Origin of the sequence: Herbidospora yilanensis, from assembly GCF_001570565.1 — a bacterium.
Classification (GTDB): Bacteria; Actinomycetota; Actinomycetes; order Streptosporangiales; family Streptosporangiaceae; genus Herbidospora; species Herbidospora yilanensis.
The window spans coordinates 1-15,303 of the sequence record NZ_BBXE01000016.1; the positions used below are offsets into that span (position 1 = coordinate 1).

General features: G+C 70.0%; 16 protein-coding genes. 9 read left to right on the forward strand and 7 right to left on the reverse strand.

Annotated elements, in window-relative coordinates; all coding sequences use genetic code 11:
* Positions 1 to 204: 204 nt before the first annotated feature.
* Positions 205 to 579 carry a hypothetical protein gene (locus AW273_RS37070; protein ID WP_157555638.1) on the reverse strand — a complete coding sequence of 125 codons (375 nt, stop codon included), beginning with the start codon at positions 577 to 579 and terminating at the stop codon, positions 205 to 207.
* A 432-nt stretch (positions 580 to 1,011) separates the two neighbouring features.
* On the opposite strand from AW273_RS37070, the gene AW273_RS08030 reads away from it, so the two are divergent.
* A complete protein-coding gene (locus AW273_RS08030) occupies positions 1,012 to 3,213 on the forward strand; it encodes a rhamnogalacturonan lyase family protein (protein WP_157555639.1) in 2,202 nt (733 codons plus the stop codon).
* Between the two features lie 27 nt (positions 3,214 to 3,240).
* Here the strand turns inward: AW273_RS08030 and AW273_RS08035 are convergent, their stop codons facing one another.
* Positions 3,241 to 3,861, reverse strand: coding sequence for a hypothetical protein (locus AW273_RS08035; protein ID WP_062346813.1), 621 nt, complete (start codon positions 3,859 to 3,861; stop codon positions 3,241 to 3,243).
* Between the two features lie 63 nt (positions 3,862 to 3,924).
* Between AW273_RS08035 and AW273_RS08040 the strand changes: the two genes are divergently transcribed.
* The 4 genes from AW273_RS08040 (at position 3,925) to AW273_RS08055 (ending at position 7,214) form a co-directional block, all read left to right on the forward strand.
* Positions 3,925 to 4,884: a TIGR03885 family FMN-dependent LLM class oxidoreductase gene (locus AW273_RS08040; protein ID WP_232327181.1), complete on the forward strand. Its 960-nt coding sequence runs from the start codon at positions 3,925 to 3,927 to the stop codon at positions 4,882 to 4,884.
* A 137-nt stretch (positions 4,885 to 5,021) separates the two neighbouring features.
* On the forward strand, positions 5,022 to 5,555 hold the full coding sequence (locus AW273_RS08045) for a hypothetical protein (RefSeq protein WP_062346815.1): 534 nt from the start codon (positions 5,022 to 5,024) through the stop codon (positions 5,553 to 5,555).
* A 52-nt stretch (positions 5,556 to 5,607) separates the two neighbouring features.
* Positions 5,608 to 6,546 carry a hypothetical protein gene (locus AW273_RS08050; RefSeq protein ID WP_062346817.1) on the forward strand — a complete coding sequence of 313 codons (939 nt, stop codon included), beginning with the start codon at positions 5,608 to 5,610 and terminating at the stop codon, positions 6,544 to 6,546.
* Positions 6,543 to 7,214: a hypothetical protein gene (locus AW273_RS08055; RefSeq protein WP_157555640.1), complete on the forward strand. Its 672-nt coding sequence runs from the start codon at positions 6,543 to 6,545 to the stop codon at positions 7,212 to 7,214. The genes AW273_RS08050 and AW273_RS08055 overlap by 4 nt, the downstream gene beginning before the upstream one ends.
* 96 nt (positions 7,215 to 7,310) lie before the next feature.
* Here AW273_RS08055 and AW273_RS08060 read toward each other — a convergent pair whose 3' ends face one another.
* Positions 7,311 to 8,180: a DMT family transporter gene (locus tag AW273_RS08060; RefSeq protein ID WP_062347357.1), complete on the reverse strand. Its 870-nt coding sequence runs from the start codon at positions 8,178 to 8,180 to the stop codon at positions 7,311 to 7,313.
* A gap of 93 nt (positions 8,181 to 8,273) precedes the next feature.
* On the opposite strand from AW273_RS08060, the gene AW273_RS08065 reads away from it, so the two are divergent.
* Together AW273_RS08065 and AW273_RS08070 are read left to right on the forward strand one after the other, a co-directional pair.
* Positions 8,274 to 8,834 carry a winged helix-turn-helix domain-containing protein gene (locus AW273_RS08065; protein ID WP_062346822.1) on the forward strand — a complete coding sequence of 187 codons (561 nt, stop codon included), beginning with the start codon at positions 8,274 to 8,276 and terminating at the stop codon, positions 8,832 to 8,834.
* Complete coding sequence (locus AW273_RS08070) at positions 8,831 to 9,673, forward strand: SRPBCC family protein (RefSeq protein ID WP_062346824.1); 843 nt, start codon at positions 8,831 to 8,833, stop codon at positions 9,671 to 9,673. The genes AW273_RS08065 and AW273_RS08070 overlap by 4 nt, the downstream gene beginning before the upstream one ends.
* Here AW273_RS08070 and AW273_RS08075 read toward each other — a convergent pair.
* Both AW273_RS08075 and AW273_RS08080 read right to left on the reverse strand, forming a co-directional pair.
* Positions 9,603 to 11,363 (reverse strand): phosphatidylglycerol lysyltransferase domain-containing protein, encoded by a 1,761-nt coding sequence (locus AW273_RS08075; RefSeq protein ID WP_062346826.1) that lies wholly within the window; start codon positions 11,361 to 11,363, stop codon positions 9,603 to 9,605. The two genes, AW273_RS08070 and AW273_RS08075, sit on opposite strands and share 71 nt — an antisense overlap.
* Positions 11,350 to 12,132: a rhomboid-like protein gene (locus AW273_RS08080; protein WP_198168056.1), complete on the reverse strand. Its 783-nt coding sequence runs from the start codon at positions 12,130 to 12,132 to the stop codon at positions 11,350 to 11,352. The genes AW273_RS08075 and AW273_RS08080 overlap by 14 nt, the downstream gene beginning before the upstream one ends.
* Positions 12,133 to 12,402: 270 nt before the next feature.
* Between AW273_RS08080 and AW273_RS08085 the strand changes: the two genes are divergently transcribed.
* Positions 12,403 to 12,903 (forward strand): anthrone oxygenase family protein, encoded by a 501-nt coding sequence (locus tag AW273_RS08085; protein WP_062346829.1) that lies wholly within the window; start codon positions 12,403 to 12,405, stop codon positions 12,901 to 12,903.
* A 19-nt stretch (positions 12,904 to 12,922) separates the two neighbouring features.
* On the forward strand, positions 12,923 to 13,141 hold the full coding sequence (locus AW273_RS08090; RefSeq protein WP_062346831.1) for an RNA-binding S4 domain-containing protein: 219 nt from the start codon (positions 12,923 to 12,925) through the stop codon (positions 13,139 to 13,141).
* Between the two features lie 57 nt (positions 13,142 to 13,198).
* Here AW273_RS08090 and manA read toward each other — a convergent pair whose 3' ends face one another.
* Positions 13,199 to 14,293, reverse strand: coding sequence for a mannose-6-phosphate isomerase, class I (manA, locus tag AW273_RS08095; RefSeq protein WP_062346833.1), 1,095 nt, complete (start codon positions 14,291 to 14,293; stop codon positions 13,199 to 13,201).
* Positions 14,294 to 14,375: 82 nt separating this feature from the next.
* Positions 14,376 to 15,302 carry an ROK family protein gene (locus tag AW273_RS08100; protein ID WP_062346835.1) on the reverse strand — a complete coding sequence of 309 codons (927 nt, stop codon included), beginning with the start codon at positions 15,300 to 15,302 and terminating at the stop codon, positions 14,376 to 14,378.
* Between the last annotated feature and the right edge of the window lies 1 nt (position 15,303).

The window sequence follows — 15,303 nt, forward strand, 5'->3', positions numbered from 1 at the left end:
TGGTCATCTCGTCTGGGGAGGGACTGCGCGGCTCAGCCATGGCCACGCATTCGCCCACCCCTCGGCACCTCCGGTCGACGCCGAACGGGGTCGCGCCGGAGTTGTATTCCCGCAAGCTTCGTGGGGGAGGAAAGGTACCGCTGTGCCCCCGTTGGTGGGGGCACGCCAATCGTGATCTCTTATCGCGGTAGGTCTTGATCAGGCTCAGGTGTGAGGCGGTGCGCGGGCCCGGTGTCCGGGGGTGCCGGCGACGTGGGCGGAGGTTGGCAGCCGCCACGCGCCGTATACCTGAACCGGCCGATTATCTCTGACCAGAATCACCGGCACGAATTCGACGAGCAGATAATTTCTCGTTGTTTTTATCGTGCGCGTCATCGTGGCATCTCCGCCCGGCGCGAGATCGCCGGGCCACCACGGTAGATTGATGCGCCCGGTGGCGGTCTCCTCAGTGTCGACCACCACGTCCGGCACCGGCGTCACCGACAGGGCAAGAGCCGTACCTGCGGGAACGAACAATCCGATGACGGCGAAGGCGAGCGAGACGAGAACCGCCCATGTTCTGCCGATCAGTCTGCCCACAACACACCCCCACAAATATCGAGCTCATTTGATTTTCGCCCCGGGGGGTGGCGCCTTATTTAGTGACACCCCTGAACTACCCCCGGCGATCACGCCTGTAAACAAACTTCAGAAGAAAAAATTCGAGCGCCGCGATGTGGGCTTGTGTCCCTTTTTTCGGTGCCGGTACGCTGACTAAATCCGGATATCCCGGCGAAGGGTCAGCCATTGTCGGCCGCGCCCGACAGGTGCGCCGTGTGCCGACAGATCAGGCTTTCTCGTGCGGCCCGGCCGCCAATCAAAAATGGACATGAGACCCATGAGTCCGAATCGGCTGATCTGAACGTTTCAGTCACGACCTCGGATGACATTACGGCGATGTCGACGATCGTTGACCGGTTGAGTCGGGATTTCTACGTTCTGGGCCTGACGCTCCCCCAGATTGGACCGGCTATGAAACGTTTCGCCCTCGTCGCGGCAGGGCTGCTGGTGGCCGCGGTCGCCCTGCAGGGTCCGGCCACGGCCGCCGTGGCCTGCCGGATCGACTACTCCGTCGGCAGTGCGTGGCCCGGCGGGTTCTCGACCACCGTCACCGTCAACAACCTCGGCGACCCGGTCGACGGATGGCGGGTGACCTGGACGTTCACAGCCGGGCAGCAGATCACCCAGGCGTGGAACACCGCCCTCACCCAGAGCGGCGGCAACGTGACGGCGGACGACGCCGGCTACAACCGCCAGCTCGCGACGGGCGCCTCGACCGCGTTCGGCTTCAACGCCTCCATGAGCGGGACCAACAACCCCGCGCCCACGAACTTCGCCCTCAACGGCGTCCCCTGCAACGGCCCCCAGCCCAGCCCGACGCCGACCCCCACACCGACGCCCACCCCGACACCGACGCCCACCCCGACGCCGACCCCCACCCCGACGCCGACCCCCACGCCCAGCGGCGCGAAGCAGGTCGAGGACCTCGACCGCGGCGTCATCTCGGTCCGCAGCGGCAGCGCGAACCTCGTGTCGTGGCGGCTGCTCGGCACCGAGGCCCGGGACACCTCGTTCAACGTCTACCGGTCGGGCACCCGCGTGGCCACCGTCTCCGACTCCACGAACTACCTGGACAGCGGGGCGGCCTCCGACGCGACGTACACGATCAGGGCGGTGAACGGCGGTGTGGAAGGGCCGAGCTCCGAGACGTCGCTGCGGTTCGCGGGCGGCTACCTGGACGTCCCCATCACGCCGCCGAGCTCCAACTACACCGCCAACGACGCCAGTGTCGGCGATCTCGATGGTGACGGCCGCGTCGACCTGGTGCTGAAGTGGGAGCCGAACGACGCCAAGGACAACTCCCAGTCGGGCGTCACGTCCCCGGTCTACGTCGACGGCGTCAAACTCGACGGCACCCGCCTGTGGCGGATCAACCTCGGCCGCAACATCCGCGCCGGGGCGCACTACACGCAGTTCCAGGTATACGACTACGACGGCGACGGTCGCGCCGAGGTCGCCATGAAGACCGCCGACGGGACCGTCGACGGCCGGGGCACCGTGATCGGCAACGCGTCGGCGAACTACGTCAACTCCGGCGGCTACGTGCTCTCCGGCCCCGAGTTCCTGACCGTGTTCAACGGCCAGACGGGCGCCGCGATGTCGACCGTCGACTACCAGCCGGGCCGGGGCACCGTCTCAAGCTGGGGCGACAACTACGGCAACCGCGTCGACCGGTTCCTGGCCGGCACGGCCTACCTCGACGGCCAGCGCCCCTCGCTGATCATGTCTCGGGGCTACTACACCCGGGCGGTCGTGGTGGCCTGGGACTTCCGCAACGGCGCGCTCACCCGCCGGTGGACGTTCGACTCCAACAACGCCACCTCCTACGCGGGCCAGGGCAACCACCAGCTCTCGATCGCCGACGTCGACGCCGACGGCCGCGACGAGATCGTCTTCGGCGCGGCCGTCATCAACGACAACGGCTCGGGCCTCTACAACACCGGCCTCGGCCACGGCGACGCGCTGCACGTGGGCGACCTGAACCCGTCGCGGCAGGGCCTGGAGATCTTCAAGGTCAGCGAGGACGGCTCGAAGCCGGGTTCCTGGATGGCCGACGCACGGACCGGCCAGATCCTCTGGCAGACCGCCTCGGGCGGCGACAACGGCCGGGGCGTCTCGGGCGACGTCTGGGCCGGCAGCGCGGGCGCCGAGTCGTGGTCGGCGCGCGACACCACGCTCCGGTCGCCGACCGGCGCGAGCCTCGGCCGGGAGCCCTCGTCGATCAACTTCCTGGCCTGGTGGGACGCCGATCCCGTCCGGGAACTCCTCGACGACGTGCGCATCGACAAGTACGGCACCGGCGGCGACACCCGCCTGCTGACCGCTTCCGGCGTCCACTCCAACAACGGCACCAAGGCGACCCCGTCGTTGTCGGGCGACATCCTCGGCGACTGGCGCGAAGAGGTGATCTGGCCGACCAGCGACAACCGGGCGCTGCGCATCTACTCGACGCCCACGGTGACCAGCGTGAAGATCCACACGCTGCTGCACGACCCGATGTACCGCGTCGCGCTGGCCTGGCAGAACACCGCCTACAACCAGCCGCCCCACCCGAGCTTCTTCATCGGCGACGGGATGGCGACCCCGGCCAGGCCGAACGTGTACGTCCGCTAGTCCTCGATGAGGTTCGACGGACAACGTTCAGTCGGCGATGTAACTCACGGAGTTCACGTAGTAGCCGGCCGCCTTGGTGCCCCGCACGTGCAGGAACATGGCGCCGCCCTCGTAGGAGTAGGCGCAGCTGTGGCCCTTGGGCTCCTTGGAGCAGCCCTGCCAGTGGTAGGGCACGCCGTTGGGGTCCCACTTGACCTTGAAGAGGGTCTTGACGGCTCCGGCGGTGGCGACCTCGCGGGCCCGGTTCCTGTCGTTGGCCCACCACGACTTGACGAAGTACTGCGCGACCGTGCCGGGCGAGGTGATGTGCTGCGACGTCCACGCCTTGACGACCTTGTCGCCCTTCACCTGGAAGAGGAAACCCTTGAGGTCGCCCGGCACCTTCACGCTGGTGTGCACGAATCGGCACGTTCCACCGGCGGTGCAGCCCGCGAACTTGTCGGGCGCGCGGAACTTGTACTTGAGGAGCTTGCTGACGACCTCGGGGGTGGCGTACTTGCCCATGGTCGTCTTGTTCTTCTTGAGCCAGCCGTCGAAGAGCTTCTTGGCGACGGTGGCGGGGGTGGCCGCCTGGGCGGCGGGGGCGGCGACGGTCAGCAGGGCGGTCGCGGTCAGGGCGACGCCGGCGAGCAGTGATCTTGAGGACATGGCGACACCCTAGAGCCGCCCGCTTTACAGCCGATAGCGGATGACTTGCGGGGGTAGACGACCATGATGGCGATCTATGGCTTTCACGCCTCTCATGAGCAGGTTTCCCCCGGTGATCTTCTGGACGCCGTCCGCCTGGCCGACGAGGCCGGCTTCGCGATGGCGATGTGCTCCGACCACATCGCGCCCTGGAGCGCCCGGCAGGGCGAGTCGGGGTTCGCGTGGTCGTGGCTGGGCGCCGCGCTCCAGGCCACGACGCTGCGGTACGGCGTGGTGAACGCGCCCGGCCAGCGCTACCACCCGGCCATCGTCGCGCAGGCGATCGGCACGCTCGCGGCGATGTTCCCCGGCCGTTTCTGGGCCGCGCTCGGCTCGGGCGAGGCGTCGAACGAGCACGTCACCGGCGACCGGTGGCCGCGCAAGGAGATCCGGCAGCGGCGGCTGCGCGAGTGCGTCGACGTGATCAGGGCCCTGCTGAACGGCGAAGAGGTCAGCCACGACGGGCTCGTCACCGTCGACCGGGCCAGACTGTGGTCGCTCCCGGCGGAGCCGCCGAAGCTGATCGGCGCCGCGGTCAGCGTGGAGACCGCCAGGTGGGTCGCGGAGTGGGCCGACGGGCTCATCACGGTGAACAGTCCGCTGTCCAAGGAGGTCCTGGACGCCTACCGCGAGGCGGGCGGGCGGGGGCCGGCGGCCGTACAGGTGCATCTGAGCTGGGCGCCGAGTGAGGAGGAGGCGCTGGCGACCGCGCACGACCAGTGGCGGTCGAACGTGGTCGGCCCGCCCGGGAGCTGGGACTTCGACACCCCGGAGATGTTCGACAGCGTGGCCCGGTTCGTCACCCCCGAGCAGGTCGCCGAATCGGTCTTCGTGTCCGCCGACACCTCACGGCACGTCGACTGGCTGCGCGGCTACGCCGACGCCGGATTCGACGAGGTCTACCTGCATCACGTGGGCAGGGAGCAGACCCGGTTCATCGAGACGTTCGGCGCCAAGGTGCTGCCCGAGCTCACTACAGGGTGATCACCAAGTAGTGATCCAGCGGATGGTCAAGATCTCCTCTGACCTGCGCGCGGAGCGCCGGGGGCGGCTCGTCAGCGATCTACGCTCGCGCTGACTTGTTCGCAACCCGGTGTTTCCGGGCGATGTGAGGATGACCGATGCGGTTTCTCAAGTATGTGATCGGCATGGCCATGGTGCTGCTGATCGGTTCCGTTGCCCCGGCGCAGGCCGCCGACACCACTGTGACCTTCACGATCCAGGGCGGCGCGCTCACCATCAGCGCCCCGGCGAGCATCAACTTGGGCAACACCGCTTCAGGTGCCACCCTCCAGGGCACGATCGGCCCGGTCACGGTCACCGACCTGCGTGCCACGCTGCTCGGCTCGTGGACGGCCCACGTCTCCTCGACCGACTTCACCACGGGCGGCGGCACCGCGAACGAGACGATCCCGAAGACCGACGCCGCGTACGCCTCGGGCGCGGCCACCTCGACGACCGGCGTCGGCACCTTCGTGCCCGGCCAGCTCACCGTGCCGCTGGCCGCGCCGCTCACCGGCCAGGTCACCGCGTTCAGCGCGACCGCGCTGGTCGGCAACAACACGGTCACCTGGAACCCGACCCTGCGCGTCACCATCCCGAACTCCGCGGTCGCCGGCACGTACACGGGGACGGTGACCCATTCGATCGCGTGACCGGGCCGCTCTCCACCGGATCCTGATCGCGCCCCTCCTGGTTCTGCTCGCCGTGCCGGCCCTGACCGGCCGGGCGGACGCGAAGCCGGCGGGGCAGATCGGGATCAGGCTCGTCGAGGCCCCAGAGGACAGGGCCGACGATCCGCGTGCGCGGGTCTACATCGTCGACCACGTGAAGCCGGGAACCGTGATCCACCGGCGGTTCGCCGTGAACAACACCTCCGCGAGACCCCAGACGTTGTGGTTGTACGCGGCAGGGGCGGAGATCAGGCAGAAGAAGTTCGGCTTCCTGCCGGAACAGACGGGCAACGAGTTGTCGTCGTGGATCACGTTCGACCACCCGGCCGTCACGCTGCCTCCCGGCGGGGAACGAATACTCAGGGCCACCATCCGGGTGCCGCGAACCGCCTGGAAGGGCGAGCGGTACGCCGTCATGTGGGCCGAGGCCCGCGCGAGGGCGACCGGGGAACGCAACGTCCAGGTCAACAACCGGGTCGGCATCCGCGTCTACCTCGACGTCGGGGCCGGCGGCGAACCGCCGACCGACTTCCGCGTCGACAGGATCTGGGCGAGCCGCGACCCGGCGGGCAAGCCGCGTCTGGAGGCGCAGGTCACCAACACCGGCCGGCGGGCCGTCGACATGAGTGGCGAACTGCGGCTCTCGGAGGGCCCCGGCGGCACGTCGGCCGGGCCGTTCACGGTGACCAGCGGCGTGACCATGGCGCCCCGGGACGTGGGCCGGGTCGAGGTCCTCCTCGATCCCTCGCTGCCCGCGGGGCCGTGGAAGGCGGACCTGGAGCTGAGGAGCGGGCGTACCACCAGATCCGCGAGCGGGACCGTGACGTTCCCCGCCGCCCGTGACACGGCGGCCCCCGTGAAACTGGGCAGCACCGCCTTTCCCTCGCCGACCGCCCTGCTCGTCGCAGCGGGGGCGCTCGCGGTGGCGGGCGGTGGCTACCTCATCTGGCGACGAGCCCGGAGGACACCGTGAGACCACGCGTGACGGCGACCCTGGTGGCGGTGGTCGCCGCCGTCGTGACCGCGATCCCCGCCATCGCGGACGACCGGGCCGACACCGGCGTCGTGTGGGCCGCCATACCGGATGAAGCCGGGGAGGGTGGAGCCCTGGGCGGCGTCCTGGATGGCACACAGGAGAAACCCGCCCAAGGCCGCCCACCGTCCCCGGCCCGCCCGGCACCTCGGAACTCGGCGAAACGGCTGGCCAACGCCGGTCTCGCCATCACCGCCCCCACGTCGGCGGCGCTCGGCAGCACCACCATCGGAGGCCAGTTGTCGGCCCCGCTCGGCACGGTCACCGTGGCCGACACCCGTGACTCGCCGGTCCAGATCGGCTACACGGCGACGGTCAGCACGACCAACTTCACCACCACCGTCGGCGGCAACACGTCCACGATCTCGAGACCGAACATCTCCTACTGGTCGGGCCCGGCGACCGCCACCTCCGGCGTCGGCGTGTTCACTCCGGGCCAGCTCACGGCGGTGAACGCGATAGCCCTGACGGGCACGCACACGGCATTCACCGTGACCCTGGCGGTGGGGAACACCACGGTCGCGTGGAATCCGACAGTAATCATCAGAGTTCCGTCATCGGCGGCGGCGGGTTCCTACTCGGGAACGATCACGCATTCCGTCGCATGACCGGCGTTGTGGTGCCGGCTTGGCCCACACGACGCCCGGCTGCACATCGAGTCACGGCCCACCGTCCAACGAGCCCGCGCCCAGAAGACTCCGGGATCAGGCCGTTCTGCGTCGTGAGACGGCCACGCCGGCCAGGCAGAGCGCGCCGCCCGCCAGGGCCAGCCAGGTCGGGGTCTCCCCCAGCAGCACCCACGCCATCACGATCACTATCGCCGGAACCACGTAGGTGGTGGCGCCCATCTTCCCCGCCGTCGTCCTCGCCAGGGCGTACGCCCACGTCGTGAAAGCCAACGCCGTTGGGAAAACGCCGAGATAGACCAGGTTCAGCGTGGCCGACAGCGGCGCGTCGGCGGCCTGGGCGACGAGTTGCCCGGCGAACGGCAGGCAGGTGACCGCGCCGATGAGGCAGCCGAAGGTGGTCACCTGGAGCGCGGAGGCGTGCCGCAGCGCGGGCTTCTGCACGATCGTCGCGATCGCCCAGGTCAGCGCGGCCACCACGCAGAGCGCCACGCCCAGCACCGAGGCCCCGCCGCCATCGGACATGGAGAAGCCGACGACGACCGCGCCGGTGAACGACACGGCCATGCCGATGAGCAGCCGGCGCGGGAACCCTTCGGCGAGGAACAGCCCCGACAACAGGGCGATGATGATCGGCCCGATGTTGACGACCATGGCGGCCGTCCCGGCGTCGACCTCCTGCTCGCCCCAGTTGAGGGCGATCATGTAGATGCCGAACCAGAGCACGCCGGAGACGGCGATCCCGGGCCAGGCCGCACGCGGCGGCAGCCCTTCGCGCCGGGCCAGCAGGATGACCAGGAGGGTCAGCGACCCGGCCAGCATCCGCCCGAGGGCGAGGGCTCCGGGGGAGTAAGAGAGCACGGCGTGCCTGATGGCGACGAACGCGGATGCCCAGAGCACCACGGTCACCCCCGCGGCGATGAGCGCCCGGCGGTCGGTTTGTTCCACGGTGGGCACTTTAGGGGGACACCCGCTCGGTGCGCATCACGGTTTCGCGCCCTATTGACAAGGAAGTTTTTTACGTACAAACTTGTTTTTGCGATGAGAGACGTCCTGTACCTGGAAGAGATCGAGCAGGCCGAGGCCTTGCTCAAGCCGCAGCGCATCGACGTGCTGCGGCAGCTCGCCGAGCCGCGCACCTGCGGCGAAGTGGGCGCGATCTTGGCGCAGACCCCGCAACGGGTCTACTACCACGTGAAACGCCTGGTGGAGGCCGGGCTGGTCGAGCAGGTGTCCGAACGGAAGGTGCGCGGCATCTCCGAGGGCATCTACCAGGCCACCGCCCGCTCCTACTGGCTTTCACCCCGGCTCGTCGGCCACATCGGCCTGGGCCGGGCCCGCGACGAACTCAGCCTGGGCCACCTCCTCGACCTGGTCGAAGAGGTTCAGGCCGACATCGCCGCACTCGACCGATCGGTTCCCGAGTTGCCGTCGATCGGCGTCTCGGGCGACATCCGCGTCCCACCGGAGCGACGGCCGGAGTTCCTGGCCGAGCTCCAAGCCACCCTGCAACGACTGTTCACGAAGTACGGCGGAGCTGAAGGCGACCCTTTCAAGCTCGTCGTGGCCTGTTACCCGAACCAGCAAGGAGAAGCGTCATGACCCAGTCCCCCATCTCGGCCGTCCGGATCCAGGCCCCGCTCAAGACGGTGTTCCACGCCCTGACCGACCCCGCCGAGCTGCGCGTCTGGTTCGCCGAGCACGCCGAGGTCGAGCTGCCGGACCGCTACGACTTCTGGGGCCGCCACACCCTCGACGGCGACGCCCCCCACCAGCGGGTGCTGGAGGTGGCCGACGACCTGATCATGTTCGCCTGGACCATCGACGGCACCGAGACCACCACCGAGATCCGGCTCGCCGAGACCGACGGCGAGACCCTCGTGTCGGTGATCCAGTCCCACTTCGACCGCTCGCTCGTCTTCTCGGGCAGCCCGAGCCCGCTCGCCGGGCTGGAGACCTTCTGGGCGCTGGCCCTCGGCAACCTGGCCGACCACGTCGAGGGCCGGAAGCTCGGCCCGAAGGTCGACTACACGGCGAAGGTCGGCGAGTTCTCCGCCGCCCTGGAGATCGACGCCCCGGCCGACCGCGTCTACACCGCGCTGACCGACTCCGGGCAGGCCACCGCGTGGTTCGGCTACCCGATCGAGATCGAGCCCGAGGTCGGCGGCCGGTTCGCGATGGGCGGCTTCGAGGCGGCCGGCGACTACGCGGCGAAGTTCGTCGCGCTCGACTCCGGCTCGGCGACGATCGACTGGGGCGGCATGGTGACGAGCTGGGAGCTGGCGGGCTCCGGCGGCAAGACCACCCTGACGTTCGTCACGAGCGGGTTCGACGCGGCCCAGCCGCCCTACGCCTCGTGGGCCGGCTGGCTCAGCGGCCTGGTCGAGATGCGTCGTTACCTGGAGCAGCCGAACTGGCGGTCGGTGTTCGTCCAGGGCTGAGCATCCGGGGCAGCCTCGGCGGCTTGAAGAACCCTTCGGCGATGGCCGAGGCGATGCCCACCCTGACGAGGTCGCGGGTGTCCTCGTACGCCAGGAAGCGGGGCACCCACTCAGGGTGATACTTCACGTTGGCCCGGTAGAGCGCTTCGAGCTGCCACCAGCGTGAGAGGAACAACAAGGTACGCCGCCAGGCCCGGATCACCGGGCCGGCGCCCATCCTCGCGCCCTCCTCGAAGGCCGACCGGAAGACCGCGAAGTTGAGCGAGATCCGTTCGACCCCGAGCCAGCCGGCGTTCCTGACGAGCCCGGCGACCATGAACTCGACCAGGCCGTTCTCCGCAGTCCGGTCCCGGCGCATCAGGTCGAGCGAGAGCCCGCGGTCGCCCCACGGCACGAACGACAACAACGCCGCCTCGTCGCCTTCCTTGCTGAGGCTCTCGACCAGCACGCAGCCCGCGTCGAGCGGGTCGCCGAGACGGCCGAGGGCCATCGAGAACCCGCGTTCGGTCTCGGTGTCGCGCCAGGCGTCGGCGCGTTCGCTGATCAGCCGCATCTCCTCGGGGGCGATGTCGCCGTGGCGGCGCACCCGGAGCTGGTAGCCGGCGCGCTCGACCCGGTTGGCGGCCTGGCGGACGCCGCGCATCTCCCGGCCCTGGAGGCTGAACCTCTTGACCTCGATGACGGCCTCGTCGCCGAGTTCGAGCACCTTCAGGCCGGCCCGCTGGTAGGCCCTGGCCCCTTCGGCGCCGCAGCCGATGGCGGCCAGGGTCCAGCCGAACTCGCGGGCCTGCCCGGTCCACGCCCTGATCGCGTGGTCCCACGCCTCGGGATCGCCGAGCGGGTCGCCGCCCGCGAGGGTCACCCCGTTGACCACCCGGAACGACACCGCGGCCTTGCCGCTCGGCGAGAAGATGACGCTGCGGTCGCGCCGGGTGGCGAAGTAGGCCAGCGAGTCGCGTTCGCCCAGCAGCCCCCGGAGCCGCTCCTCGTCGCCGGGCGCGAGCACGGCCCGCTGCCGCTGCGACCGGAACAGCACCCCGAACGCCACCAGCAGCGCGACGGCGCTCATCAGCCCGATCAGGAACGCGACCCACACCGGCGGATGGCCGTAGTCCTCGACCTCGATCACCCCGCCGAGCACCCGGCTGAGCACCCAGATCGCGCGGGCCGACCGTGTCAGGTCGCCCGGAAAGAAGATCGTCAGCAGGAAGCCCACGACGTAGGACGCCCCGAGCAGCGCGATGAGCGTGGCCGTGGCCTTGCGGAACGACGCGGGCTGCGTCTTGGCGAAGAACTCGCCCCGCCCCCACCACAGGTAGCCGATCAGGATCAGCGCGATCGCCCCGGAGACCAGTATCTCGCTGAGCAGCCGTCCCTGGTCGGGTATCTCGGCCAGCGGCGCGATCGCCACCAGCGGTGTCGAGACCACGCTGAGCAGCACCGAGAACGCCAGCAACAGCACCAGCAACCGCCAGGCCACCCGCTTGCGCCGCGCCAGCGCCCCGGCGAGCAGCCCGAGGAAGGCGGCGTAGGCCAGGTTGGGCGTCAGCGGGACGGCGTAGTCGTCGACCAGCGCGGTCAGCGGCCGCGCCACCTCCCGCAGCGGCGGCACGATGGCGATGGCCGCCGAGTAGACCGCCAGCACGGTCAGCACGATGGACGCCACCCGCGGCACGTCACCCCGCGCCATCGTTTCCCCCCAAGACCGGCGACGGAGGGGACATACCCCATTTCCCCAGGTCAAAAGCGGGTGGTGTACGCGGCGGCGCGACCCGCAGGCAGATCAGCGCGGCCACCAGACCGCAGACCGTGGCCAGCAGATGCCCCAGATCCCAGACGGTACGGCTGATCACGATCGGCGCCCCCACGCCCAGCGTCAGCGCGATCACCCCCACGGCCCGCCCCCGCCCCCGCATCAGGATCACGGCCGCCATTACCCCGGCGACCATGATGTAACTGACCCCGACGTCGGTGGAGACGGCCAGCCGCGCGGGAGCCAGCCCGTTGACGATCGCGTGATACTCCACCAAGGCGGTCAGCAACGACCCGAACACGTGCCCGCAGAGCCCGATCACGATGATCCGCGGAGTGCCGTACCGCTGCTCCGCCCATGCGACGACGGTCGCGTAAACGACCACGTAGAAGGTCAGAAACGCGCCCCGATCCGAGACCCAGAGCGCACTGTCGGCCAGCACCACGAGCGGATTGTCGGACAACCGCACCAGATTGGTGCTCTGAAACGTCGTCAACACGTCGATCAGATCCGGCGGCCCCGTCCGCTGCAGAACCGTCGAACTCGTGAACACCACGATGTAGGTGAACGTGGCCGGCGCCGACAACACCCACTGATGCAGAAACCGCGTGTAGGGCGACCCACCCCGCACCACCCGCCGAGCCCTCCGCGACCACCGCGAAACCCCCCGGAGGAGATACCAACCCAAGGTGACCAGCACGAACACCAAACAAAAGATCACACGCCACCCCGGCTTCCCCCCGTGGTCGGAGACATCTCCAACCCTCAGTCGGATACGCCGGCCAGACCCGGTCTTTACCATCTGACTTGGTCGTGAGGCCGGCCAGTCGTGGCTTGGCCGCGTCCGGGCCTTCCCTCGTCGCTCCGGTTCGCTTCGCTCTCCTGCGCTCCTCAGTCCAGGCCCGGACGCGGCCAAGCCCGCCGCGCCGGAGGCGCGGCCATCAAACAGGCGCGGCCATCAAACACAGAGGTTGTCATGTTCCCACTCACCGCTGTCGTCGCCGGGCTGGCGTTGCTGCTGATGGGCAATATCGCCGGGCTGTTCTACGCCTATTCGGTGTCGGTCATCCCGGGGCTCAACGCCTCGCGGGCCGACCATGCCGTCGCCGCGATGCGGCAGATCAACGTCAAGATCCTGAACCCGGTCTTCTTCGCCTCCTTCATCGGCGCGCCTCTGGTCGCGGCCGTCGCCGGGGTACTGCTCCTCGGTTCGGGCCAGCGTGGGGCCGCGATGTTCTTCTTCGCCGCGACGGCCGTCTACGTGCTGGGCGCGTTCGTGCCGACGGCGATCGTGAACGTCCCGTTGAACAACGCGCTGCTGGCGGCGGGGGAGGTCGCCGATCCGGCGCGGGCCGCGCAGGTCTGGGCCGAGTTCGCGCCGAAGTGGGCGCCGTGGAACCACCTGCGCACGGTGGCGAGCTGCGCCGGGCTGCTGCTGACGGGCGCCGCCCTGTTCGTCTGGGCGGGCAACCGCTGACCGTCCCTATGCTGGGGAGGTGCGCGAGACCTTTGAACTGGATGACGAGTTCATCCCGCTCTGTGACCTGCTGAAATACCTGTCCATCGCCGAGAGCGGCGGCGAGGCCAAATACATGGTCGCCGAGGGCTACGTTCTGGTCGACGGCGAGGTCGAACTGCGCAAACGCTTCAAGGTCCGCCCCGGCCACGTCGTGAGCGGCGACGGCTTCGAGATCCGGGTCGTGGCCGCCCGCTGATCACAGGCGCAGGTCCTGAGGCCAGCAGACCGGCCCGGCCGCGTGGCCGGCCGGCCCTCAGTTCTGGCGGGGCTCCGCGACGAAGACCACGCCCGCCCCCGTGACCTCGAAGTCTCCCGCCGACGCCGCGTGGAAGGCCGAGTCGCCGGGGTGGAGCTTGAGTTCGCCGTCCAGAACGACCTCGCCCTCCACGCAGACCGCGATCCGGGGCACGCCGCCCGGCAGAGTGCGGCCCTCGTCCGGGGCGATGCGGCGGAGCTGGAACTCGGGGCAGTGGGGCAGGTAGAGGTCGCCGACGGGGGCGATCTCGGCGGGCTGCTCGCCGGGGTCGGTGATGCGCAGCAGCTCTTCGACGTCGATCGGCTTGGGGGTCAGGCCGGCCCGCAGCACGTTGTCGGAGCTGCCCATGATCTCGACGCCGAACCCGCTGAGGTAGGCGTGCAGCACCCCGGCGCCCAGGTAGAGGGCCTGGCCGGGAGCGAGTTCGTGGTGGCGCATGAGCAGCGGCGCGAGCACGGCGGGGTCGGCCGGGTAGGTCTCGGCGAGGGTCGCCACCAGCGGGTCGCACGACGCCCGCACCACGTCGGCGACCAGTGCGGGCCGCTCGCCGGCGGGCCATTCGAGCAGCACCCGCAGCGCGCCGAGCACGTCGCCGGCGGCGAGCCGGTCGGCGACCGGCTGAAGGGCGGGCAGTTCGAGGGCCGCCACCAGGGCCGCCGCCTCGGGGCCCGGCCGGAAGCCGGCCAGCGCGGAGAACGGGGTCAGCGCGACGATCATCTCGGGCTTCGGCCACGGGTCGGAGTAGTTCTTGTCGCCCCGCAGGAACCCTTCGGCCGCCTGGTCGAGGGTGGGGTGGACCTGCATGGAGAGGGCGGCGTCGACCGCGATGAGCTTCATCAGGTAGGGCAGCCGCTCACCGAACCGCTCGACGACCTCGGGCCCGAGCTCACCGGCGGGGTCGGCGGCGATGATCTCGTTGAGGGCGTGTTCCACACCGTCGCGCGTCAGCCGCGAGGGGCCGGACGGGTGCGCCCCGAGCCACATCTCCGCCTCGGGCCCGGTCGCGGTACGGCCCATCAGCGCGGCGATGGCCGTACGGGAACCCCATCCGTAGTCCTTGATCGGGTTGGTGAGCAGGTCCACGTTGTCCACGTCCTCGTGAGTCGGTGTGGTCGTTCGGATCGAGGGTGTCAATTCCAGATGAACCGGGGGGCGTCCTCCGGTGAACAGGATGTCACTCTCGGCCGAGTGCCAGGGCCGCCGCCCCGAGCAGCCCGGCGTCGCGGCCGAGGCTGGTCGGCTCGACCTTCAGGCGGCGCAGGAACCCGAGCCCGGCCTGGTCGGCCACCGCCCGCCGCAGCGGGGTCAGCAACGTCGTGCCGGCGGCGGCCACCCCGCCTCCGACGACGACGTTGTCCACGTCGAAGAGGGCCGCCGTCGTGAGGATCGCGGTGGCCAGCGCGCCCGCGGCCCGGTCGAACGCCTCCACGGCCACCGCGACGCCGCGCTTGGCGTCGGCGGCCAGCGCCCGCGCGTCGACCGGCCGGCCGGCCCAGAAGGTCGGCTCCACCGCCTGCTGCCAGCCGTTGGCCAGCGCCCACCGCACCATCGACGGCCCGGACGCGATCGTCTCCACACATCCGACGGCCCCGCACCGGCACGCCTCCCAGCCTTCACCGGCCCGGATGTGCCCGATGTGCCCGGCGTTCCCGGTGGGCCCGAGGTGCGGCTGTCCCTCGAAGACCAGGCCGCCGCCGATGCCGGTCGACACCACGACACCGAGCAGCGCCCCGGCCGAGAACCGGCCCCGCCACCACTCGCCGAGCGCCATGAGCTGCCCGTCGCCCGCGAGGTGCACCGGCACCCCGGGCAGCAACTGGGCCACGGTCTTGACCAGCGGGAAGTCCCGCCAGACTGAGATGTTGACCGGGCTCACGGTGCCCCGCACCGCGTCGAGCGGCCCGGCCGAGCCGATCCCGACGCCGGTCAGGCCCTCCTCGGAGATCAGCCCGGGGACGACGATCCGCGCCACGATGTCTTTCAGCGTCGCCGTGGGGTCGGGGCCGACCGGCATCTCCAGCTTGGCGGTGATCGTCCCCGTGGGTTCGACCGTCGCGGCGGCGAACTTCGTACCTCCGATGTCTATCGCCAAGACGGTCATG

Excerpts from the sequence above, each read along its gene's own strand:
- AW273_RS08030 (WP_157555639.1), top strand. The coding sequence starts at position 1,012 with ATGAAACGTTTCGCCCTCGTCGCGGCAGGGCTGCTGGTGGCCGCGGTC.
- AW273_RS08035 (WP_062346813.1), bottom strand. The coding sequence starts at position 3,861 with ATGTCCTCAAGATCACTGCTCGCCGGCGTCGCCCTGACCGCGACCGCC.
- AW273_RS08040 (WP_232327181.1), top strand. The coding sequence starts at position 3,925 with ATGATGGCGATCTATGGCTTTCACGCCTCTCATGAGCAGGTTTCCCCC.
- AW273_RS08045 (WP_062346815.1), top strand. The coding sequence starts at position 5,022 with ATGCGGTTTCTCAAGTATGTGATCGGCATGGCCATGGTGCTGCTGATC.
- AW273_RS08065 (WP_062346822.1), top strand. The coding sequence starts at position 8,274 with ATGAGAGACGTCCTGTACCTGGAAGAGATCGAGCAGGCCGAGGCCTTG.
- AW273_RS08070 (WP_062346824.1), top strand. The coding sequence starts at position 8,831 with ATGACCCAGTCCCCCATCTCGGCCGTCCGGATCCAGGCCCCGCTCAAG.
- AW273_RS08075 (WP_062346826.1), bottom strand. The coding sequence starts at position 11,363 with ATGGCGCGGGGTGACGTGCCGCGGGTGGCGTCCATCGTGCTGACCGTG.
- AW273_RS08085 (WP_062346829.1), top strand. The coding sequence starts at position 12,403 with ATGTTCCCACTCACCGCTGTCGTCGCCGGGCTGGCGTTGCTGCTGATG.
- AW273_RS08100 (WP_062346835.1), bottom strand. The coding sequence starts at position 15,302 with ATGACCGTCTTGGCGATAGACATCGGAGGTACGAAGTTCGCCGCCGCG.